Origin of the sequence: Pseudomonas sp. CFBP 13719 (genome assembly GCF_014842095.1) — a bacterium.
Lineage (GTDB): Bacteria > Pseudomonadota > Gammaproteobacteria > Pseudomonadales > Pseudomonadaceae > Aquipseudomonas.
The window spans coordinates 294,037-314,786 of record NZ_JACYVB010000004.1 but is presented as its reverse complement, the minus strand read 5'-3'; the positions used below and the strand labels follow the sequence as shown (position 1 = coordinate 314,786).

Annotated in this window: 20 protein-coding genes; 17 read left to right on the top strand and 3 right to left on the bottom strand. The window is 62.9% G+C overall.

What is annotated here, in order from left to right; genetic code table 11:
• The first annotated feature begins 20 nt into the window (after positions 1 to 20).
• The 7 genes from urtE to IFT57_RS16015 all read left to right on the top strand — a co-directional run bounded on the left by urtE (position 21) and on the right by IFT57_RS16015 (position 7,524).
• The gene (gene urtE / locus IFT57_RS16045) at positions 21 to 719 is read left to right on the top strand and encodes an urea ABC transporter ATP-binding subunit UrtE (RefSeq protein WP_192152021.1); all 699 of its coding nucleotides are present in this window, start codon (positions 21 to 23) and stop codon (positions 717 to 719) included.
• A 30-nt stretch (positions 720 to 749) separates the two neighbouring features.
• The gene (locus tag IFT57_RS16040) at positions 750 to 1,589 is read left to right on the top strand and encodes an urease accessory protein UreD (RefSeq protein WP_192152020.1); all 840 of its coding nucleotides are present in this window, start codon (positions 750 to 752) and stop codon (positions 1,587 to 1,589) included.
• A 307-nt stretch (positions 1,590 to 1,896) separates the two neighbouring features.
• Positions 1,897 to 2,199 carry an urease subunit gamma gene (locus IFT57_RS16035; protein WP_049861996.1) on the top strand — a complete coding sequence of 101 codons (303 nt, stop codon included), beginning with the start codon at positions 1,897 to 1,899 and terminating at the stop codon, positions 2,197 to 2,199.
• A gap of 9 nt (positions 2,200 to 2,208) precedes the next feature.
• On the top strand, positions 2,209 to 2,727 hold the full coding sequence (locus tag IFT57_RS16030) for a GNAT family N-acetyltransferase (RefSeq protein ID WP_192152019.1): 519 nt from the start codon (positions 2,209 to 2,211) through the stop codon (positions 2,725 to 2,727).
• 34 nt (positions 2,728 to 2,761) lie between these two features.
• Entirely contained in the window at positions 2,762 to 3,067 is a 306-nt protein-coding gene (locus tag IFT57_RS16025) for an urease subunit beta (protein WP_122714651.1), read from the top strand.
• Positions 3,068 to 3,108: 41 nt separating this feature from the next.
• Positions 3,109 to 4,809, top strand: coding sequence for an urease subunit alpha (gene ureC, locus IFT57_RS16020; RefSeq protein WP_122796498.1), 1,701 nt, complete (start codon positions 3,109 to 3,111; stop codon positions 4,807 to 4,809).
• A gap of 129 nt (positions 4,810 to 4,938) precedes the next feature.
• Positions 4,939 to 7,524, top strand: coding sequence for a membrane-targeted effector domain-containing toxin (locus IFT57_RS16015; protein ID WP_192152018.1), 2,586 nt, complete (start codon positions 4,939 to 4,941; stop codon positions 7,522 to 7,524).
• A gap of 5 nt (positions 7,525 to 7,529) precedes the next feature.
• Here the strand turns inward: IFT57_RS16015 and IFT57_RS16010 are convergent, their stop codons facing one another.
• Complete coding sequence (locus tag IFT57_RS16010; protein WP_192152017.1) at positions 7,530 to 8,501, bottom strand: DnaJ C-terminal domain-containing protein; 972 nt, start codon at positions 8,499 to 8,501, stop codon at positions 7,530 to 7,532.
• A 235-nt stretch (positions 8,502 to 8,736) separates the two neighbouring features.
• On the opposite strand from IFT57_RS16010, the gene IFT57_RS16005 reads away from it, so the two are divergent.
• The gene (locus IFT57_RS16005; protein ID WP_192152016.1) at positions 8,737 to 10,008 is read left to right on the top strand and encodes an Hsp70 family protein; all 1,272 of its coding nucleotides are present in this window, start codon (positions 8,737 to 8,739) and stop codon (positions 10,006 to 10,008) included.
• Positions 10,009 to 10,103: 95 nt separating this feature from the next.
• On the opposite strand, the gene IFT57_RS16000 is transcribed toward IFT57_RS16005, so the two are convergent.
• Complete coding sequence (locus IFT57_RS16000) at positions 10,104 to 11,114, bottom strand: AI-2E family transporter (protein ID WP_122801427.1); 1,011 nt, start codon at positions 11,112 to 11,114, stop codon at positions 10,104 to 10,106.
• A gap of 238 nt (positions 11,115 to 11,352) precedes the next feature.
• On the opposite strand from IFT57_RS16000, the gene osmE reads away from it, so the two are divergent.
• Both osmE and IFT57_RS15990 read left to right on the top strand, forming a co-directional pair.
• Positions 11,353 to 11,700 carry an osmotically-inducible lipoprotein OsmE gene (gene osmE, locus IFT57_RS15995; protein ID WP_122480337.1) on the top strand — a complete coding sequence of 116 codons (348 nt, stop codon included), beginning with the start codon at positions 11,353 to 11,355 and terminating at the stop codon, positions 11,698 to 11,700.
• 168 nt (positions 11,701 to 11,868) lie between these two features.
• Positions 11,869 to 12,408, top strand: coding sequence for a ferritin-like domain-containing protein (locus IFT57_RS15990; protein WP_122714645.1), 540 nt, complete (start codon positions 11,869 to 11,871; stop codon positions 12,406 to 12,408).
• A 758-nt stretch (positions 12,409 to 13,166) separates the two neighbouring features.
• Here IFT57_RS15990 and IFT57_RS15985 read toward each other — a convergent pair.
• Positions 13,167 to 15,239: an AsmA family protein gene (locus tag IFT57_RS15985; RefSeq protein WP_192152015.1), complete on the bottom strand. Its 2,073-nt coding sequence runs from the start codon at positions 15,237 to 15,239 to the stop codon at positions 13,167 to 13,169.
• A 470-nt stretch (positions 15,240 to 15,709) separates the two neighbouring features.
• On the opposite strand from IFT57_RS15985, the gene IFT57_RS15980 reads away from it, so the two are divergent.
• From IFT57_RS15980 to IFT57_RS15950, 7 genes are all read left to right on the top strand, one after another.
• Entirely contained in the window at positions 15,710 to 16,207 is a 498-nt protein-coding gene (locus IFT57_RS15980; protein ID WP_192152014.1) for a hypothetical protein, read from the top strand.
• Between the two features lie 147 nt (positions 16,208 to 16,354).
• Entirely contained in the window at positions 16,355 to 16,981 is a 627-nt protein-coding gene (locus IFT57_RS15975) for a TetR family transcriptional regulator (protein WP_192152013.1), read from the top strand.
• 158 nt (positions 16,982 to 17,139) lie between these two features.
• Positions 17,140 to 17,640, top strand: a complete 501-nt coding sequence (gene ureE, locus IFT57_RS15970; RefSeq protein ID WP_192152012.1) for an urease accessory protein UreE — start codon at positions 17,140 to 17,142, stop codon at positions 17,638 to 17,640.
• Positions 17,637 to 18,311 carry an urease accessory protein UreF gene (locus IFT57_RS15965; protein ID WP_192152011.1) on the top strand — a complete coding sequence of 225 codons (675 nt, stop codon included), beginning with the start codon at positions 17,637 to 17,639 and terminating at the stop codon, positions 18,309 to 18,311. The genes ureE and IFT57_RS15965 overlap by 4 nt, the downstream gene beginning before the upstream one ends.
• Positions 18,312 to 18,321: 10 nt before the next feature.
• The gene (gene ureG / locus IFT57_RS15960) at positions 18,322 to 18,936 is read left to right on the top strand and encodes an urease accessory protein UreG (protein ID WP_122714639.1); all 615 of its coding nucleotides are present in this window, start codon (positions 18,322 to 18,324) and stop codon (positions 18,934 to 18,936) included.
• A gap of 57 nt (positions 18,937 to 18,993) precedes the next feature.
• On the top strand, positions 18,994 to 19,566 hold the full coding sequence (locus IFT57_RS15955; RefSeq protein ID WP_192152010.1) for a HupE/UreJ family protein: 573 nt from the start codon (positions 18,994 to 18,996) through the stop codon (positions 19,564 to 19,566).
• A 94-nt stretch (positions 19,567 to 19,660) separates the two neighbouring features.
• Positions 19,661 to 20,749 (top strand): AGE family epimerase/isomerase, encoded by a 1,089-nt coding sequence (locus IFT57_RS15950; RefSeq protein ID WP_192152009.1) that lies wholly within the window; start codon positions 19,661 to 19,663, stop codon positions 20,747 to 20,749.
• Position 20,750: the final 1 nt, after the last annotated feature.

Genomic DNA, 20,750 nt, shown 5'->3' with positions numbered 1-20,750 from the left:
AAACAACAGGATTATCCACCATGCTCCAAGTCGACCAGCTTCACCAATACTACGGCGGCAGCCACATCCTGCGCGGCCTCTCGTTCGCTGTGAACATCGGCGAAGTGACCTGCCTGCTGGGGCGCAACGGCGTCGGCAAGACCACCCTGCTCAAGTGCCTGATGGGCCTGATTCCGGCCAAGCAAGGCAGCGTGGCCTGGGAAGGCAAACCCATTACCGCCTTCAAGCCACACCGGCGGGTGCATGCCGGCATCGCCTACGTGCCCCAGGGCCGCGAGATCTTCGGCCGCCTGACGGTCGAGGAAAACCTGCTGATGGGGCTTTCACGCTTTCCCGGCAGTGAGGCTCGCGAAGTGCCGGCGTTCATCTACGAACTGTTTCCGGTGCTGCTGCAGATGAAGCACCGCCGCGGTGGCGACCTCTCTGGCGGCCAACAGCAGCAGCTGGCGATCGGGCGGGCGCTGGCCAGCCGGCCGCGGCTGCTGATCCTCGACGAGCCCACAGAAGGCATCCAACCCTCGGTGATCAAGGAAATCGGTGCCGTGATCAAGCAACTGGCCGCGCGCGGCGACATGGCCATCTTGCTGGTCGAGCAGTTCTATGACTTCGCCGCCGAACTGGCCGATCAGTATCTGGTCATGTCGCGCGGTGAAATCGTTCAGCAGGGTCGGGGTGAAAACATGGAATCGGAGGGTGTACGCGGCCTGGTAACCATTTAATCTGCCGCGACCCGAACAAGAATGAAGGCCATGAATCTACCCGTCACTTCCCTGCCCTACACGCCCAGCTGGCATGCCCGGCTGGAGCTGGGGTACGCGCGCTTCGGCGACAGCACGCGCCCGACCCTGCGCCGCCATTTCGGCCCATTGCGGGTGCAGAAGCACCTCTATGCCGAGGGGCCCGAGGTGTGCCAGCACATCATCGTGCATCCGCCTGGCGGCATCGCCGGGGGCGATCGGCTGGACATCAGTGCGCAGGTGCATGCCAACGCCTGGGCGCAACTGACCACGCCCGGCGCCGCAAAGTGGTACCGCGCCAACAGCCCTGCCTATCAAAGCACCGAATTGCATGTGGCCGCGGGCGCTACCCTGGAGTGGCTGCCCCAGGAGACCATCGTCTACAGTGCCGCCCAGGCCGAACTGGATACCCGTATTCACCTGCAAGGTGATGCCCGGCTGCTCTACTGGGACATCGTCGCGGTGGGACGCCCGGCGGCGGCCGAGCGTTTCGACCAGGGGCATTTTCAGTCGCGACTGGAAATTCGCCGCGACGGCGAGCTGCTGTGGCATGAACGCCAGCGCATCATGGGTAACGATGGCTTGCTCGACTCGGCCGTGGGCCTGGGTGGCCAGCCGGTGTTCGCCACCTTGCTGGTGACCGGCGAGGTCGACCCGGCCCTGCTTGAACGCTGCCGGGCACTGCCGACGCGCGTACGCGGCGACCTGAGCCAGTTGCCCGGGCTGCTGGTGGCACGCTGCCTGGCCGACGAGGCGCTGCATGCGCGTGACTGGCTGATCGGACTGTGGACGCTGTTGCGCCCGGCCATGCTCGGCCGCGAAGCGCTGGCGCCACGGATCTGGAGCACCTGATTGAATTTGCCAGCCCTTTCGCGGCCGCTGACCGCTCCTACAGGCGATCTGCCGGGTACCTGCTTGCGGCAGCCGGCCGCTCCCACAGGCGATCTGCCGGGTACCTGTTTGCGGCAGCCAGCCGCTCCCACAGGCGATCTGCCGGGTACCTGCTGGCGGCAGCCGGCCGCTCCTACAGGCGATCTGCCGGGTACCTGCTTGCGGCAGCCGGCCGCTCCCACAGGCGATCTGCCGGGTACTCCCTGTAGGAGCGGCCAGTGGCCGCGAAGAGTCCCTCACTGCCAATCAAAATTCTGAAGGAACACCCATGGACCTGACACCCCGCGAAAAAGACAAGATGCTCATCTTCACCGCCGGCCTGGTAGCCGAGCGCCGTCTGGCCCGTGGCCTCAAGCTGAACTACCCGGAAGCCATGGCGCTGATCTCCGCGGCCCTGCTCGAAGGCGCCCGCGACGGCCAGACGGTCGCGCAGTTGATGCACTACGGCACCACCCTGCTCAGCCGCGAACAGGTCATGGAAGGTATTCCGGAAATGATCCCGGAGATCCAGGTGGAAGCCACGTTTCCCGACGGCACCAAACTGGTCACCGTCCATCAACCCATAGCCTGAGGCACGGCCATGATTCGTGATGCAAGCGAGCGAGATTTGCCAGGGATCTGCGCGATCTACAACGATGCGGTGCTCAACACCACGGCGATCTGGAACGAGAAGCCGGTTGACCTGGCCAACCGTCAGGCCTGGTTCGAGGCGCGCCAGGCGCAGGGTTATCCAATCCTGGTCGCCGAGGAACAGGGCGAGGTCATCGGCTATGCATCGTTCGGCGACTGGCGACCTTTCGAAGGCTTTCGCTACAGCGTCGAGCACTCGGTGTACGTGCGCAACGACCAGCGCGGCAAAGGTCTCGGCGCGCGGCTGATGCAGGCGCTCATCGAGCGTGCTCGCGAGGGCGGCAAATACGTCATGGTGGCCGCCATCGAAAGCGGCAACCAAGCATCGATTCATTTGCACGAACGCCTGGGCTTCGTCACCACCGGGCAGATGCCGCAGGTAGGCATCAAGTTCGGCCGCTGGCTGGACCTGACCTTCATGCAACTGGCGCTGCAGCCGGGCGCCGAGCCGCCCCGAGCTTCGGCTTGAACCGTTGTCTTTCTTCGCTTCGAGGAGCTATTCCATGATTCCTGGCCAATACCGGATCCAGCCTGGCGACATCGAGCTCAACGTCGGCCGGCGCACCCTGAGCCTGACTGTGGCCAACAGCGGCGATCGGCCCATTCAGGTGGGGTCGCACTATCACTTTTTCGAAACCAACGACGCCCTGCATTTCGACCGTCCGGCGACGCGGGGCATGCGCCTGAACATTCCCGCCGGAACCGCCGTGCGTTTCGAACCGGGCCAGAGCCGCGAAGTGGAACTGGTCGACCTGGCCGGCCTGCGCCGGGTGTATGGCTTCGCCGGCCGCATCATGGGTGACCTCTGATCCCACAGGGTCCACACACAACTGAATTCCAGGGCATACCGATGAAGATTTCCAGAGAAGCCTACGCCGACATGTTCGGCCCGACCGTCGGTGACAAGGTCCGCCTGGCCGATACCGACCTGTGGATCGAAGTGGAAAAAGACTTCACCACCTACGGCGAAGAAGTGAAATTCGGCGGTGGCAAGGTCATCCGCGATGGCATGGGCCAAGGCCAGCTGCTGGCCGCCGAAGTAGTCGACACGCTGATCACCAATGCCCTGATCATCGATCACTGGGGCATCGTCAAGGCCGACGTCGGCCTGAAGAATGGACGCATCGCGGCGATCGGCAAGGCCGGCAACCCCGACATCCAGCCTGACGTGACCATCGCCATCGGCGCCAGCACCGAGGTCATCGCCGGTGAAGGCATGATCCTCACTGCCGGTGGTATCGACACCCACATCCACTTCATCTGCCCGCAGCAGATCGAAGAGGCGCTGATGAGCGGCGTCACCACCATGATTGGCGGCGGCACCGGGCCGGCCACCGGCACCAATGCGACCACCTGCACCTCGGGGCCGTGGCACATGGCGCGCATGCTCCAGGCTGCCGATGCCTTCGCCATGAACATCGGTTTCACCGGCAAGGGCAACGCCAGCCTGCCCGAGCCGCTGATAGAGCAGGTCAAGGCCGGGGCCATCGGCCTCAAGCTGCACGAGGACTGGGGCACTACCCCGGCAGCCATCGACAATTGCCTGAGCGTGGCCGATCAATACGACGTGCAGGTTGCGATCCACACCGACACCCTCAACGAGTCCGGTTTCGTCGAGACCACTCTGGCCGCCTTCAAGGGCCGTACCATCCACACCTACCATACCGAAGGCGCCGGCGGCGGCCACGCTCCAGACATCATCAAGGCCTGCGGCTTCGCCAATGTGCTGCCCAGCTCGACCAACCCGACCCGTCCGTTCACCCGCAACACCATCGACGAACACCTCGACATGCTCATGGTCTGCCACCATCTGGACCCCAGCATCGCCGAGGACGTGGCCTTCGCCGAAAGCCGCATTCGCCGCGAAACCATTGCCGCCGAGGACATCCTGCATGACCTCGGTGCGTTCTCCATGATCAGCTCCGACAGCCAGGCCATGGGCCGGGTTGGCGAGGTGATCACACGCACCTGGCAGACCGCCGACAAGATGAAGAAACAGCGCGGTGCACTGGCCGAGGATGCCGAGGGCAACGATAACTTCCGCGCCAAACGCTACATCGCCAAGTACACCATCAACCCCGCGATCACCCACGGCATCAGCCATGAAGTGGGTTCGGTCGAGGTCGGCAAATGGGCTGACCTGGTGCTCTGGCGCCCGGCGTTCTTCGGCGTCAAGCCGACCTTGATCCTCAAGGGCGGTGCCATCGCCGCCAGCCTCATGGGCGACGCCAACGCTTCGATCCCGACGCCGCAACCGGTCCACTACCGGCCCATGTTCGCCAGCTTCGGCGGTTCGCGTCACGCCACCAGCCTGACCTTCATCAGCCAGGCCGCGCTGGACGCAGGCGTGCCCGAGCAATTGGGCTTGAAAAAGCAGATCGCGGTGGTCAAGGGCTGTCGCTCGGTGCAAAAGACCGACCTGATCCACAACGGCTACCTGCCCGACATCGACGTCGACCCGCAGACCTACCAGGTCAAGGCCGATGGCGTGCTGCTGTGGTGCGAGCCGGCGGATGTGCTGCCCATGGCGCAGCGCTATTTTCTGTTTTGAGAAGGTTTTTCTGAAAACGCAGTTCTGAAATCGAGGTCATGATTTGCGCACAGGCGGCCTATCTATATAGGCCGTAGCCCGCTGACGGTTTTTCTATGGTGCAGCTCCATTCGATCCAGGAGCTACACCATGACCGGCGCCACCCCGCTATCGGCTGAAAACGTCAGCCTCATCGCCAACCGCTACTACGAAAACTTCCCCGACCTGCGCGAGTGCGCGCGAGACTGGGGCATCAAGCTGCTCAAGTTCCATACCAAGCTGGACCTGGACCCGGACACCGTCTATTGGCACGACTTCGACAACGCCCAGAACAGCCCTCGCGCGTTTACCGGACAACAACACATCGGCAAGCCCAAGGAGACGCTGACCGTTACCGAGCTGGTGCTGCGCCGGTTCAACACGTTCTATCAAGTGAACTTCGACCTGCTCGATCAGATGTCCGGGTTCTATACCGTCCAGCAAGCCGGGATCTACAACGACACGAACGAAGTGCCACTGGCGCCTTCGCAGATCATGAAGGAATTCTGGGCAACGGATTTCTCGACCCACTACCAGAAGCGTTTGGACATCTTCCTGCGCGACTACGCCGATGACGGTCGAGTGTTGATCAAGATCCTGTTCTTCAGTTTCGTCTGGAACGCCTACAACAGCGGGGCACTGAGCAACAAGGAGCTCAGACTGGTGTTCGATGCGTTCGCCGGGCCGGTTGCAGGCCCGCCCACCCTCGAGGACCTCAAGCGGCTGCACAAGACCCGTACCCTGACCACGATCAAGAGTTTCACCCTCGGTGACCTGACGTCGTTCGACATACTGCGCATCACCACCGGTCAGGGCCCGGAAATCCTCTACATGCCGGCAGGCTGGTTCAGAACCTTCCACAACGAACAGCAGATGTACCAGTGGGTTGCCGAGACAACTGCGCAAGAGCAGGGCCGTGAACGCCTCATCGCCCATTTCGATACACCCGGCGAATCGGTCGTGCCGCCCCGCACACTGTTGCTGGCAACGTTGGAGCGCATACGCACCACGCCGTGGGAAGCCGGACAGCGCTTGCTCAACGGCGTCGCCGTGACTATCGAAGAGGATGTATTCGCGTTCCTCTTCAACACGGTTCGCACGCGTTTGAAACTCGATGCCAAACTCTTGTTGAACAGCAATCATGAGCTGCGCAAGGAATTGTTCCTGGTTGATCTGGAAGCGTTCATGCGCATCGTCACGCCCATGGCGCCGGGCGATCCGTTGGTAGCGCTGGTGGCCGTGGCGGCAGGCTCGATTGCTTTTGGCAGCCACCTGGCCAAAGCTGTGCATGGATCTTCGCAGAAAGTACGTCAAGCAGCCTTCAGGGCGGCAATTCTGGATGCACTGAACATCCTCATGGACATGCCACTGTTGCGCGGCGTGGGTGAGGAAGCCATCGGCGAACTGGGCAACTTCGAGGAGCTGGGCGCCGCGCTCGATCTGGATACAGCGGACCTGAGTGCTACAGACCTGGCTCAGATCGACCGCGTGACTCCCGGCGGCTCACCACTGGACCTCATCGCGACGGGTGAAGACCTGACCGGATTGCTGGAGGGCACCGGCATCTATCAAGGCGTGTTCACCACGCCCGAGGGCCAGCACTACATTCGCCTGGAGGGCAAGGTCTTTCAGGTCAGCTACATCACCACGCTGGAGCGCTGGGTGATCGTCGATCCAATCGCCCCCGAACAAATCACCGGCAGCTACCCTGTGCAGCGAAGCTGGAAAGGCCACTGGGAGCTGTTCACGGTGACTGCTCCCGAGACCGTGGCGGCAAGCACCGATGCGCTGGCCGCGTTCGACACCGCGCCAGGCTTCCGCGACATCACCGCCATGCTCATCAAACCCGATGCGCATCAACTGATGACTGGGCCGATCGACAGCGTGCTGCGCACCGGGCGCTCACAGTTGATCGAGCTGCGCAAAGCCCTGGGCGACGAAGCCGAAGCATTCTTCCTGACCTCGAGCCCGCAGCAGAGCCCACGCTTGCCGAAGGTGAGCAGCACCATGACGCCCAAAGAGTTTTTCACTCAGGTGTATGCCAGCAATACCGGGTTGGTGGTCAATGAATCCAGGAATGCCGTTGGCAGCTGTCAACTGCTGATCAAGTACATGTCCACGCTCAAGGCTCAGCAGGTCAAGACGCTGTACGTGCAAGGCTTGCTCAAGGATCTGCACCAGGACCTGCTCGACCGGTTCCAGAGGACGGGAACACTGGGTCGCGATCTGGAAAAGACCCTACGCGACCTGCACAACCGTGGCACTACCCTGGACAGCGGCCGCTACACCCTGCGCCAGGTATTGGTGGAAGCGCGGCGCCAGGGCGTCAGCATCAAGGCATTGGACTGCGCCGCCAGCCTGTCGACCGACGGCCTGAACAACCCTGCACCGAATCTGCAGCAACGCCTGCGCGTCTACTATGCGTACAAGCGGATCGAGATGCTGCAGAATCTCAAACCCGATGAAAAGTGGCTGGCGCTGACCGATCAGACCATGGCTAACCACTATAGCCGCACCCCTGGCCTGGCCAACCTGACCGGTACTCCCAGCCTGCGGGTCAGCGTAGTGGACAGCGAACAACCGCTGCGTTTCGGTCTCGACCCAGGCGAAGTGCTCACGCCCGGCCTCATACCGATTCGCGGCGACATCAGCCTGAAGATGCCTTCGGGCGGCCGACGTGGAGGTACCGAGGCCTAGCGATATCAGCGTCCCCAGTTCTCGCGCGGGTCGAATTCGGCATGTTTGGCCAAGGCGGCCCAGGCCGCCTTGGTCGCCTCGTCAGCCTGTGCGGGCATCACTACCTTCAACTGCGCGAACAGATCACCTCGGCCGCCGAGCTTGTTCTTCAAACCCATGCCCTTGACCCGCAGGCGCTGGCCGTTCTGGCTGTCCGGGCGGATCGTCAGGTTGATCCGCCCGGTCAGCGTAGGCACGGCAACCTTGGTGCCCAACGCCACTTCCCAAGGTGCCAGCGGCACCTGGATGATGAGGTCGGGGGCATCTACCTCGAACAAGGGGTGGGCCGCCAGGCGCAAGGTCAGGAACAGGTCGCCGCTGGCACCGCCCGCTACACCCGGCGCGCCTTGGCCCTTGAGACGAATGCGTTCGCCGTCGGCAACCCCGGCGGGAATCTTCACGCTGAGATTCTTCACCACATCGGTCAGGCGCTGACCGCCGGCATTGTATTGCGGCACCTTGAAGCTGATCTTCTTCGGCTCTTCGGCCAGGGTTTCCTCCAGCGATATCGTCAGCTCCATTTCCACATCCTGACCTTTGCGTGCAGCGCTGCGCTGCTGGCCGCCACGGCCGAACGGATTGCCACCGGGCTCACCACGACCGCCGCCGTTACCGAAGATGGTGCTGAAGAAGTCGGAAAAATCGCCAGCGTTCTCTTCATGGAAACCACCGCCGCCGCGGCCCTGCCACCCTGGTGGGCCCTGGAACGGACGACCATGCTGGCCATACTTGCGCAGTTCGTCGTATTCGGCGCGCTTGTCGGCATTGCTCAGCGCCTCATAGGCTTCGCTGGCTTCCTTGAACTTGTCCTCGGCGTCCTTTTCCTTGCTGACGTCAGGGTGATATTTGCGCGCCAGCTTGCGGTAGGCGGTCTTGATCGCCTTTTCGTCCGCCGTCGGCTCGACGCCCAGAATCTTGTAATAGTCTTTGAAATCCATCTAAGCATCACCATCAATGAGCGAATGCGCGCCGCCCGCGCCTACTGGTCGGACTCGGCAACGCATGGGAAGTTTATCGGCTGCAGGCCACTGGATGTGAACAGTGGCTTGTACAGCACGGTCGATGGCTAGAAGGTTGGGGCCACTGGCGCACTTTCAAGGCAGTCGCAGGCCTTGATTCTGTACGCAACTGGCATACACTGCGCGGCCGTTTTTTGAACAGACCCGCCTCGCCATGAAAAACGCATCCCCGGCCCGCGCCTGCGGCATCGACTTCGGTACTTCCAACTCCACCGTCGGCTGGCACCGCCCGGGCAGCGAGACACTGATCGTACTGGAAGACGGCAAGATCACCCTGCCCTCGGTGATCTTCTTCAACTTCGAGGAGCGGCGTCCAGTGTACGGGCGCCTGGCGCTGCACGAATACCTGGAAGGCTACGAAGGCCGCCTGATGCGCTCGCTCAAGAGCCTGTTGGGTTCCAAGTTGATCAAGCACGACACCAGTGTGCTCGGCACGGCGATGCCATTCAAGGACCTGCTGGGCCTGTTCATCGGCGAGCTCAAGCAGCGTGCCGAGGCCAACGCCGGGCGTGAGTTCGACCAGGTCGTGCTGGGGCGACCGGTGCATTTCGTCGACGACGACGCGGCCGCCGACCAGGAAGCCGAAGACACCCTGGCCGAGGTGGCGAAAAAGATCGGCTTCAAGGACGTGTCCTTCCAGTTCGAACCCATCGCGGCCGCCTTCGACTACGAGTCCACCATCGAGCGTGAGGAGCTGGTGCTGATCGTCGACATCGGCGGGGGTACTTCCGACTTTTCCCTGGTGCGCCTGGCTCCCGAGCGGCGTGCGCTGGACAACCGCGTGGACGACATCCTGGCCACCGGTGGCGTGCACATTGGCGGCACCGACTTCGACAAGCAGCTGAGCCTGCAGGGCGTCATGCCGCTGTTTGGCTACGGCAGCCGGATGAAGAGCGGCGCCTTCATGCCTACCAGCCACCACATGAACCTGGCAACCTGGCACACCATCAACTCGGTGTACCTGCAGAAGGCGCAACTGGCCCTGGCCAGCATGCGCTACGACATCCAGGACACCGACGGTATCGACCGCCTGTTCAAGCTGATCGAGCAGAAAGCCGGACACTGGCTGGCGATGGAAGTCGAGGAAACCAAGATCCAGCTCACCGAAGCAGCCGGTCGCCACTTGCCGCTGGATCGCATCGAGCCCGGACTGAGCGTGGAGCTGAGCCGAGCATTGTTCGAAAGCGCCATCGATGGCCTGCTCGAGCGCGTTCGTGGCAGTGTGTCCGAATTGCTAAATCGGGCAGGCGTAGGCGTGGAGCAGGTCGACACGGTGTTCTTCACTGGCGGTTCCAGCGGCATCCCGGCCTTGCGCCACGGCGTGGCGGCCATGCTGCCCAATGCGCGGCACGTGGAAGGCAATATCTTCGGCAGCATCGGCAGCGGCCTGGCCATCGAGGCCCGCAAGCGCTACGGCACCGAGTAAGGCAGGTCCGGCCTCTTCGCGGGCACAGGGCTCGCCGCCCGCCCCGCTCCCACAGGAGCAGGTCCGGCCTCTGCCCGCGAAGAGTCCAGTAAACCCTAGACCAACTGCGCCTGCCTCAACTCACTTTTCAGATACGCATAATAGATCGGCCCCGCCACCACCCCGGGCAGTCCGAACGCCGCCTCGAATATCAGCATGGCCAGCAGCAGCTCCCACGACTTGGCACTGATCTGCCCGCCCACGATCCGCGCGTTGAGGAAGTACTCGACCTTGTGGATCAATATCAGATAGCCCAGCGCTGCAATCGCCACCCAGATCGACAGCGACAGTCCGACGATGGTGATCAAGGTGTTGGAGATCAGGTTGCCGATTACCGGCAACAGGCCGAGCAGGAAGGTCAGCACGATGAGGGTTTTGGTGAGCGGCAGCTTGATCCCGCACAGCGGCAACACCACGGCTAGGAAAATGGCGGTGAAGAAGGTGTTCAGCAGCGAAATCTTGATCTGCGCGAAAACGATGTTGCGAAAGGCCCGCACCAAGAGAGCCAGGCGATCGAACAATGCCGCCGCCAGTGGCTTGCGCTGTCCGGGATCGGGAATGGTCTGCAGCGCGATGATGGCTCCCAGCACCATGCCGATCAGCAGGGTCACGAACATGTGCGCCGCATCCTTGCCCACCAGTTGCAGATCGCTCAGGTGCTTGCTCAGCCAGCCGCTGATGGCCACGCGAAACTCGGCGGCACTGGCCGGCAGGTAGGCGTCGATGAAAGGCGGCAACTGGCCGCGGGCGCGGTCCACCACGCCCATGAACTTGTTCAGCGAAGCGCCGGGGTTTTCCGCCTCGTGCAGGATGAAACTGATGACGCCGGCGAACAGCAGCGCCAGGCTGCTGACCACCAAGGTGCCCAGCAACGCCACTGCCACCCACCGTGCACGCCGCCCCGCAATCAGGCGTTCCAGTTGCGGCGTGAGCATGTTGACCAGTTCGAATACCAGCAGGCCGGCCAGCAAGCTCGGCAGCAGGCGCATCGGCAAGACCAGCAGAAGGCCGCCGAACACCAGAATCCAGCTGGCGATCAGCACTTGACGCGAAGAAAACATGGGCATAAAGCCTCAGAAGCGAGCGATTCGAAAGGACAGGCAGTCTGCCAGCGTTGCGAGCGAAGGGCCAGTAGGCGGACGCATGCCGATCCGTGGCTAAATTGCGTCATTTGTTTTCCATCGCAGCCAGTCTCCAAGCGCTCTGCAGGAGCTTTGCTGGCTGAAAGATTTCAGAACTATCGCGCGGTCGATGCGCTCCAAGCATCACGGGGCCACTCACGGCCCAACGAAGGAGCGACTCCCCATGTACAAGCAATCTTTGGCAGCACTCTTTGCCGTGGCCGCGCTGGCTGGCTGTTCATCGAACACCACCGTGCAGAACCCGGTGGACTTCGTGACCTACCGTGACGCGCCACTGGTCAAGCAGGTCGAGAAAGGCATGACCATGCAACAGGTTCTGGCCATCGGCGGCACGCCTTCGACCGTCGTTGCCGGCACTGCCAACTCCATGTACGGCACCTGCAATAACTACATCTTGACCCGTGAAGGCCATCAGCAGCCCTACTACGTGAGTTTCGACAGTTCGGGACATGTTGCCACCAAGGGCTTCATGACTTGCGAGCAACGCAAGCTTAACGAAACCGCACCGTAATCCTGCCCCAGGCGGCTGACGAAAGGCCCTCCCCGGGCCATTTGTAATAAAACTTTTCGTCGCCGCCGCGACTCACAACTGTGTAGCGAGACCTATGTACCGATCCCGCCGGGCCCCGAATCGGGGCAACAGAGCGCGACGGCCAAAACCGTATAGCTGGAGACAATCATGATCGACCTCGAAACTTCCCAACTGACATCTGTAGCAGAACTGCGCGCCCGTGCGCGCCAGCACGTCGAGAACGGCGCGGTCACCGAAGGTTACGATGCCGACCGCGAAGAGATCATCAAGCTGCTCAACAGCTCGCTGGCGACCGAACTGGTGTGCGTACTGCGCTACAAGCGCCACTACTTCATGGCCAACGGCCTGAAGGCGAGCATCGCAGCCGATGAATTCAAGGAACACGCCGAGCAGGAAGCCGAGCACGCCGACAAGTTGGCCGAACGTATTGTGCAGCTGGGTGGCGAGCCGGAATTCAACCCCGACCTGTTGACCAAGAATTCCCACGCCCAGTACGTTGCCGGCAACAGCTTGAAAGAGATGGTCTACGAAGACCTGGTGGCCGAGCGGATTGCGATCGACAGCTATCGCGAGATCATTCAGTACATCGGCGACAAGGACCCGACCACTCGCCGTATCTTCGAAGACATCCTGGCCCAGGAAGAAGAACACGCTGATGACATGGCGGACATCTACGGCGCGCTGTAAAAGCCCGCCGCAGGTCCCAAGCCAGAACTTCGGTTCTGGCTTTTTTGTGCCTGACGGCCGCGTCAGACTAGACGTGTTTCAACTGCTACACCGCAGCGCCCGTTTCGCGGCCGATGACCGCTCCTACAGGAGTAACGGAGCCCCATGTAGGAGCGGTCCGTGGCCGCGAAAGGCGCGACGCGATCCAACTGATACACCGCAGCGTCCGTTTCGCGGCCGATGACCGCTCCTACAGAAGTACCGCAACCCCATGTAGGAGCGGTCCGTGGCCGCGAAAGGCGCGACGCGATCCAACTGATACACCGCAGCGCCCGTTTCGCGGCCGATGACCGCTCCTATAGGAGTACCGCAGCCCCATGTAGGAGCGGTCCGTGGCCGCGAAGGACGCGACTCGATCCAACTGACACACCGCAGCGCCCGTTTCGCGGCCGATGACCGCTCCTACAGGAGTGCCGCAACCCCATGTAGGAGCGGCCCGTGGCCGCGAAAGGCGCGACTCGATTCAACTGACACACCGCAGCGCCCGTTTCGCGGCCGATGAACGCTCCTACAAGCGTGCCGCAACCCCATGTGGGAGCGGTCCGTGGCCGCGAAGGACGCGACGCGATTCAACTGCTACACCGCAGCGCCCGTTTCGCGGCCGATGACCGCTCCTACAGGAGTACCGCAGCCCCATGTAGGAGCGGTCCGTGGCCGCGAAAGGCGCGACTCGATTCAACTGACACACCGCAGCGCTCGGGAGCACCCCTCGAACCGTCTCAGGAAGCAGGCACGGTCTTGGGTGCCTTGCCGGACTTCATCTGCTCCAGCAATGGCGTGCACTGGTTCGGCTCGCCGCCGCTGGGCACGACCAGCGCCAGCAGGCCCGCCGCAGGCCCGATGGTAGCGCCCAATGCGACCATACCTGCACCGCGTAGCAACAATGGCACTGCCTGCACACCGGCGTTGGGCTTGGCGAACGGGCCGCGGACATACAACGGCGAGCGCAGCGACAGCAGGCGGAAGCCCTTCGACTCCGGCGAGATCTTCAGGTCCAGCTGTTCCTGTTTGAAATTCACCGTGCCGTCGACGTAGATGATCGCGTTCTCGGTATCGAAAACGAACAGGTCGGTGCTGGCCAGCCCGTTCTTGATGCCCAGCGAGGCCGCCGCGCAATTGATCTCCACCTCCTTGTCGCCGAAGATCTTGCCGATCAGGTAATTACCGACGTTGAGTCCGGCAATTTCCATCAGGTCCCGGCTCACGGCACCATCATTGACCAGCATCTTCAGATTACCGTCCGCTGAACCCAGCAACGCCGCCACCGAATTGCCGGTGCCGGTAATGTCCGCATCGCCGTTTAGCTGCCCGAAACTGGTACGCATGGGCTCGAACGTGGGAAACAGCTGCTTGAGCTGGAACCCGCGCGCGGTCAATTTGGCACGACCCTGCAACGGCGTAGTACGCCCGTTCAGCGAAATCTGCGCATCCAGCTTGCCACCGGCCACGCCGAAGCGCAGAGGTTCCAGGCGCAGGTTGCCGTCATTGAGCACCACATGGGTGTACAGATCGGTGAATGGCAGTTCTTCGCTGTGGACGATCTTGCGTCCGGTGAATTCGACATCGGCGTCCATGGCACGCCAGCGGTCGGTCTTGAACTCTTCGACTGGCAACACCTTGCCGGTGGGCTGCTTGCTGGCCCCGCCCCGAGCCTTCTGCTCGGTATTGGAATCAGCGCCGATCAAAGGCTTGAGGTCGGCAAACAGCAACTGGTTGGACACCAGCGCGCCGCTCAACTTGGGCCTTGGCTGACTGGCGACGAAGCCCAGATCACCGTGGATGTCGCTGTTGCCGATCTTGCCGTTGAAGCCTTCATAGCGAAACGACGCACCGCCGGGCTCGTGCAGTTTGACCAACAAGTGCCCATCGGTTTCGTAGGCGGGAGAATCCGGCAGGGTCACGCCAGTCAGCGGGTACAGGTTGCCCAGGCTGCTGCCACTCAAGCGCAGGCGCAGGTCCAGGGCGCCGAGGTTGCGTGGGTCGGTCAGGGTACCGGCCACTGCCGCACGGGTATCGGCAATGCGCAGGTCGACCTGCACGGGAAACGGTCGCGTCGCATCCTGCAGCGCCAGCAGCCCGCCGATCTTGCCCGAGCCCGACAGCGGCAGGTCTTTGTAGCGGCCATCGACCTTGAAGCCGAAGGCATAGTCCTGTGCACTGGCGCCCTGGTCGGCGACTTTCTTGGCTGCACCGCTGCCGACGATATCGCTGAAGGCAATAGGCTTGCCCAGCGGATCGATCACCACCTTGACCGAGGTCTTGAGCGTCTGGTCGTCGAAAGCCACCACGCCTTTGTCGAAGCCTATGGCACCGATGTCCATGACCCATTTGGAAGGCTCGGCATTGGGGTCTTTTTCGTCGAACTGGAAGGTCCAGTTGGCGCGTCCATCTGCCAAGCGCTGCAGGGCAACGTCTGGGCCGGTCAGGTCGATACGCGGTATGACCACCCGCTGAGCCAGCAGCGGCAGGGGCGAGAGGCGAAACTCGACCTTCTGCAGGCTTGCCATCTGGGGTTTCTGCGACCAGTCGGGGTTGCCGAGGGTGATGTCCTGCGCGACGAAGCGCGGCCACGGCACCCAGGCACGCCAGCCGCCCTCATCCGTTTCACGCTGCCAGTGCACAGCAAGGTCGCCATTGATGGCGAAGGGCCGATGCAGGGCTTCGGATACTTTTTCGTTGAGCGTGGGCTTGATTCGATTCCAATCGAAGGTGGCGATCACCACCACCAATATCACCAGCAGGACCAACAGGCTGCCCAGGGTCCAGGCGATGATTTTACGTGGGCGCGTCATTGCGGGCTCCTTGAGACTGCGTGCTCCCGCGAGCACAGAGGGTGCTACCTAACAAGGGTAGGACTGATAAACGCCTCGAGGGTTTAGTTTTTGGGTTTTTCGAGCCTGGGCGCGAGCCGCTTCAACGGCGGATGCGGTGTGCCTGATGCAATGCGATGAACCCAGACGCGGCTCGCGCCGCTGCTACAGGGATCGCGGTCTGCCCCTGTAGCAGCGGCACGAGCCGCGTCGGCGATGCATGCAGGAGGCTTCATTCACTATCAACGTTACCAATGGTGACGCTCGACGACAGTGCTTCGGACCTGAAAACACACCGCACTGGTGCACTGAAACCCTCGATCTAGAGCCCTCGCGGCAAAACATCATTTTCGTTGATTGTTACCATTGCCTTTATGAACTTTTCTATCGAATTTCAAAGAGTAGCATTGGCTCTGTACCCAATTACTGCCCTCCCAAGGAGCGCCTACATCATGAAACGCCAATTGCTGCTTTCCCTGACTCTCTCGGTCCTCGCTGCCAACGCTTTTGCCATGCCAGCCGCCGATCAAAGTGTTTCCGCCGAACTTCGTTCCAGCGCTGCCAGCTTCAGCCAGCGCTACCTGGCCGAAGACGGTTCCGATCGCACCCCACAAGGCGCTGTCGCCGAAAACGGTTCGGACCGTACTCCACAGGCCACCTTCGCCGAAGATGGCTCGGATCGCACTCCACAAGGCACCTTCGCCGAGAACGGTTCCGATCGCACCCCACAGGCCACCTTCGCCGAAGACGGCGCGGACCGCACCCCACAGGCCACCTTCGCCGAAGACGGCGCGGACCGTACCCCACAAGGCACCTTCGCCGAGAACGGTTCGGACCGCACCCCACAGGCTACCTTCGCTGAAGACGGCTCGGACCGCACTCCACAAGGCACCTTCGCTGAGAACGGTTCGCAGCGCCTGCTCGATCGCCAAGGCCAAGCCAACGCATGATGCTGCGGTTTGATCTATCCGACGAAGCCCGGTCTCCCCAAGCCGGGCTTGCCGCCTGCGCATAACCCACCACCTCGCCCGCTTGGTTCGACGCCCCGCCTGTCAATTTGCTAGAGTTCTTCGCTGCCCTTCACAGAAGCTCCGTCGATGTTGCCTCGCGCCGAACAGAAACAGCAGACCCGCCTCGCCCTCCTCGAAGCAGCGCGCCAACTGATGGCGGCCGGTCGAGGTTTCGGCAGTATCAGCCTGCGCGAAGTCGCCAAGGCTGCCGGCATCGTACCCACCGGTTTCTATCGCCATTTCGACGATATGGATCAGCTCGGCCTGGCCCTGGTCAACGAAGTGGACGCCACGTTCCGCGCCACCCTGCGCCTGGTTCGTCACCATGAAATAGTGGTCGGCGGGCTCACTGCGGCTTCCGTACGCATCTTTCTCGACGGGGTCGCTGCCAACCGCCCGCAATTCCTGTTTCTCGCCCGCGAGCAATACGGTGGTTCCCTGCCCGTACGCCAAGCCATTGCCAGCCTGCGCGCCGGCATCAGCGCCGACCTGGCCACCGACCTGGGCTCCATGCCCAAATGGCAGCACCTGAGCAGCGCGTCACTGCAGGTGATGGCCGATCTGGTCGTCAAAGCCGTATTCGCCACGCTCCCCGAGCTGATCGACCCACCGGCGGCCGACTTGCCGGCCCACCTGACCCCAGAGGCGAAGATCGGCCAGCAATTGCGCTTCATCTTCATCGGCGCCAAATACTGGAAGGGCCTCGGTCAGTAGCGCCTGCGCTACCTGCCGGTGCACGCGAACACCTAGCGCACCGAACAAGTGCACGATGTCGCCCTCTTTTCTAGCGGCTGCCCTTGGGTTATCCGCCATTCTCAGGTTGGCAAGACACTTGCTCTGCATTGGCCACTGCTCTGAAAAGGACGCCGCCAATGCTGGTCATCCATCGCCGAATCGCCCCCACGGGCCAATGGGCTGCCGAACTGCACTTGAACTTCGAGGCCCGCAGCAAAAGTCGCCTGCGCTGTTTCAGTGCCGAGGGTGAAGACGTCGGTCTGTTTCTGGAACGCGGTCAACCTCCGTTGCACGACGGTGAATGCCTGCAGGCCGAGGATGGCCGCGTGGTGCGCGTATGCGCACGGCCCGAGGCGCTTCTTCATGTCACCTGCAGCAGCGCCTTCGAGCTGACGCGCGCCGCCTACCATCTGGGCAATCGCCACGTGGCCCTGCAAGTCGGCGACGGCTGGCTGCGCCTGCTCGACGACTACGTGCTCAAGGCCATGCTCGAACAGCTTGGCGCGCAGACCGAGCCGCTGCTTACGCCCTTCCAGCCAGAACATGGTGCCTATGGCGGCGGTCACCATCACTCCCGTCATGGCGAAGAAGACTTCAACTACGCACCCAAACTTCACCAGTTCGGCGTGCGCACGTGAACAACGCCTGGGCCCTGCTGCGCCTGGCCAGCCCGCAGTTGCCGATTGGCGGCTACAGCTACTCGCAGGGCCTGGAGATGGCCGTGGAAAAAGGCACGGTGACCGATGCGCAGAGCGCCCATCGCTGGATCGCCGACCAACTGCTGCTCAACCTGGCACGTTTCGAGGCCCCCCTGCTGCTGGCCCACTGCGTGGCCGCCGCCGAAGAGGACTGGGGACAACTGCTGGAGTTGTGCGCCGAACACCGCGCGAGTCGAGAAACCCGCGAGCTGCAACTCGAGAGTCGGCAAATGGGCTACTCGCTCAAGCAGCTGTTGCTCGGCCTTGCCGAACTGGACACAGCGGCCCGCGACTATCTGGCCCAGCTCGAAGAGCCCCACCTGGCCCTGGGTTGGGCGCTGGCCGCACGCGCCTGGGGTATCCCTGCACAGGATGCCCTCGCAGCCTGGCTGTGGAGTTGGCTGGAAAACCAGCTGGCGGTGCTCATGAAAACCCTGCCCCTGGGCCAACAGGCCGCTCAGCGCCTCACCACACAACTGCTGCCGACGCTACAGCAGGCACAGTTCGCTGCCACCGAACTGGATCCCCGACACTACGGCAGCGCCGCCTTCGGCCTGTCATTGGCGAGCATGGCCCACGAGCACCAGTACAGCCGCTTGTTCCGTTCCTAGGAGAATCACCATGAATACCCAACCCCTGCGTGTCGGTATCGGAGGCCCGGTAGGCTCCGGCAAGACCGCGCTGACCCTGGCCCTGTGCCTGGCCCTGCGTGATCGCTACAACCTGGCAGTGGTCACCAACGACATCTACACCCGCGAAGACGCCGACTTCCTAGTGCGCAACCAGGCACTGGCGCCCGAGCGCATCATCGGCGTGGAAACCGGCGGTTGCCCGCACACCGCCATCCGCGAAGACGCGTCGATCAACCTGGAAGCCGTGGACCAGCTCAACCGGCGCTTTCCGGGCCTGGATCTGATCCTCGTGGAGTCGGGTGGGGACAACCTGTCCGCCACCTTCAGCCCCGAGCTGTCGGACCTGACCATCTACGTGATCGACGTGTCCGCTGGCGACAAGCTGCCGCGCAAGGGCGGTCCTGGCATCTGCAAGTCCGACCTGCTGGTGATCAACAAGATCGACCTGGCGCCGCTGGTAGGCGCGTCACTGGAAATGATGGACGGTGACACCCGACGCATGCGCGGCGAAAAGCCGTTCGTCTTCAGCAACCAGAAAACCGGGCAGGGTCTGGAGCAGATCATTGCCTTCATCGAACGCCAAGGCCTGCTCGACGCCGCCTGAACCCCGCGCGCCCTTGCCCGCAATCACCGTGATCACGACGATAAGGAACCGACACGCATGACCTTCAAGACGCTTTTCACCTGCGCAGCCCTGCTGCTGACCCCGGCCGTGGCCTTCGCTCATCCGGGCCACGGCGACAATGGCCTGCTGGCTGGCATCGGTCACCCTCTGGGTGGTCTGGACCACCTGCTGGCCATGCTTGCCGTCGGCCTGTGGGCGGCGCAGCAGCAAGGCGCGGCACGCTGGGCCCTGCCCTGCACCTTCGTCGGCACTATGCTGATCGGTGGCCTGCTGGGTTTCGCCGGCCTGCAGCTGCCCGCACTGGAAAGCGGCATTGCCGCCTCGGTACTGGCGCTGGGCCTGGCCGTGGCACTGGCCGTGCGGCCACCGTTGCTCCTGGCGGTGCTCGCCACTGCGCTGTTCGCGTTGTTCCACGGCGTCGCTCACGGCCTGGAATTGCCGGACATGTCCAGCCCGGTTGCCTATGCTGCCGGTTTCGTTGCGGCGACCGCAGCTCTGCATGCGGCGGGTTATGCCGTCGTTCGGTTCCTGCCAACGGCAGCAGCGCCGCTGGTGCGCGTGGCCGGTGCTCTGTCGGCATTGACCGGTGCCTGGCTGCTGGCCGGCTGATGGCGGCGCGGCCCTCTGTCCGGGGGCCTTGCTTTAGGAGCCGTGCCCGACACCTGCTACCATGTCGCGCAAAACGCCTGCGATGATCCCGCCAATGCCCGACCCAACGCTGCACGCCGCCCTGGCGGCCACCCAAGCGCACTTTCGCGAAATCGTATTGCCACTCTGGCAAGGAGCCGGCTTCGATAACGAACTCGGCCTGCCGTTCGAAGCCGTGAGCGCTGTCGGCCAGCCGTTGCCGGCGCAGCGCTACCGCGCCATGGCCTGCGCCCGTCAGCTATACGTTTTTTCCAGCTTGATCGAGCAACCCGGTGCCCGCGAACACGCCGCCACCCTGTTCCGTTCCCTGCAACGGCATTTCCACGATGCCGAACACGGCGGCTGGTTCTACAGCATCGACGCCCAGGGCCGCCCGCTGGATCGACGCAAGGATCTCTACACCCACGCTTTCATCGTCTTCGCCTGCGCGCACTACTGGGCCAAGGTGCGCGAACCGCTGGTGGAATCGGTGCTCAATGCCGCCCTCGAAGTGATTGCCACACGGTTTTCCACAGATGACGGCCTGTACGAGGCCGTGCTCGGCGAAGACTGGGCGAACCTGGGCACCGGACCGCTACAGAACCCCTTGATGCACCTGGCCGAAGGCTTCCTGGCAACCCTGGCAGTGCGTGACGACCAACCCACGCAGACGGCGCTGCAGGCGCTGTGCGACGCCATGCAGGCGCGCTTCGTGGAGCCCGAGCACGGCATCATGCTGGAGAAGCCGCGCGGTGCAGTGGATAACTGGTTCGAGCCGGGTCATCAGTTCGAATGGCTGTTCCTCGTGCAGACCTCACCGCTATTGCAGGACAGTGCGCTGCACCTCTCCCTGCAGCGCGCCTTCGGCTATGCACAGCGCACGGGCGTTCGGGACGGCGTGGTCATGAGCATGCTCACGTTCGACGGCCAGGTACTGGACGCCACCCAGCGTATCTGGGCACAGGCCGAATACCTGCGAGCGCTGACCTTGCAGCCCGGTGCAGCGGTCGCTGCGCAACTACAGGTACTGCGCGGGCGCTTCCTGCACCCTGGCGGCTGGCACGAATGCCGCGATGGCACCGGGAGGGTCAGCCGCACGGACATGCCATCGACCACCCCCTATCACCTGCTGACCTGCTATCAGGGCCTGCAGGCGTTCATCTGAC

Coding starts and splice junctions, on each gene's coding strand:
- IFT57_RS16015 (WP_192152018.1), top strand. CDS start 4,939: ATGACCGGCGCCACCCCGCTATCGGCTGAAAACGTCAGCCTCATCGCC.
- IFT57_RS16010 (WP_192152017.1), bottom strand. CDS start 8,501: ATGGATTTCAAAGACTATTACAAGATTCTGGGCGTCGAGCCGACGGCG.
- ureG (WP_122714639.1), top strand. CDS start 18,322: ATGAATACCCAACCCCTGCGTGTCGGTATCGGAGGCCCGGTAGGCTCC.
- IFT57_RS16005 (WP_192152016.1), top strand. CDS start 8,737: ATGAAAAACGCATCCCCGGCCCGCGCCTGCGGCATCGACTTCGGTACT.
- IFT57_RS15950 (WP_192152009.1), top strand. CDS start 19,661: ATGCCCGACCCAACGCTGCACGCCGCCCTGGCGGCCACCCAAGCGCAC.
- urtE (WP_192152021.1), top strand. CDS start 21: ATGCTCCAAGTCGACCAGCTTCACCAATACTACGGCGGCAGCCACATC.
- IFT57_RS15975 (WP_192152013.1), top strand. CDS start 16,355: ATGTTGCCTCGCGCCGAACAGAAACAGCAGACCCGCCTCGCCCTCCTC.
- IFT57_RS16000 (WP_122801427.1), bottom strand. CDS start 11,114: ATGCCCATGTTTTCTTCGCGTCAAGTGCTGATCGCCAGCTGGATTCTG.
- osmE (WP_122480337.1), top strand. CDS start 11,353: ATGTACAAGCAATCTTTGGCAGCACTCTTTGCCGTGGCCGCGCTGGCT.
- IFT57_RS16040 (WP_192152020.1), top strand. CDS start 750: ATGAATCTACCCGTCACTTCCCTGCCCTACACGCCCAGCTGGCATGCC.
- IFT57_RS15955 (WP_192152010.1), top strand. CDS start 18,994: ATGACCTTCAAGACGCTTTTCACCTGCGCAGCCCTGCTGCTGACCCCG.
- IFT57_RS15990 (WP_122714645.1), top strand. CDS start 11,869: ATGATCGACCTCGAAACTTCCCAACTGACATCTGTAGCAGAACTGCGC.
- IFT57_RS15980 (WP_192152014.1), top strand. CDS start 15,710: ATGAAACGCCAATTGCTGCTTTCCCTGACTCTCTCGGTCCTCGCTGCC.
- IFT57_RS15985 (WP_192152015.1), bottom strand. CDS start 15,239: ATGACGCGCCCACGTAAAATCATCGCCTGGACCCTGGGCAGCCTGTTG.
- ureE (WP_192152012.1), top strand. CDS start 17,140: ATGCTGGTCATCCATCGCCGAATCGCCCCCACGGGCCAATGGGCTGCC.
- IFT57_RS16035 (WP_049861996.1), top strand. CDS start 1,897: ATGGACCTGACACCCCGCGAAAAAGACAAGATGCTCATCTTCACCGCC.
- IFT57_RS16030 (WP_192152019.1), top strand. CDS start 2,209: ATGATTCGTGATGCAAGCGAGCGAGATTTGCCAGGGATCTGCGCGATC.
- IFT57_RS16025 (WP_122714651.1), top strand. CDS start 2,762: ATGATTCCTGGCCAATACCGGATCCAGCCTGGCGACATCGAGCTCAAC.
- ureC (WP_122796498.1), top strand. CDS start 3,109: ATGAAGATTTCCAGAGAAGCCTACGCCGACATGTTCGGCCCGACCGTC.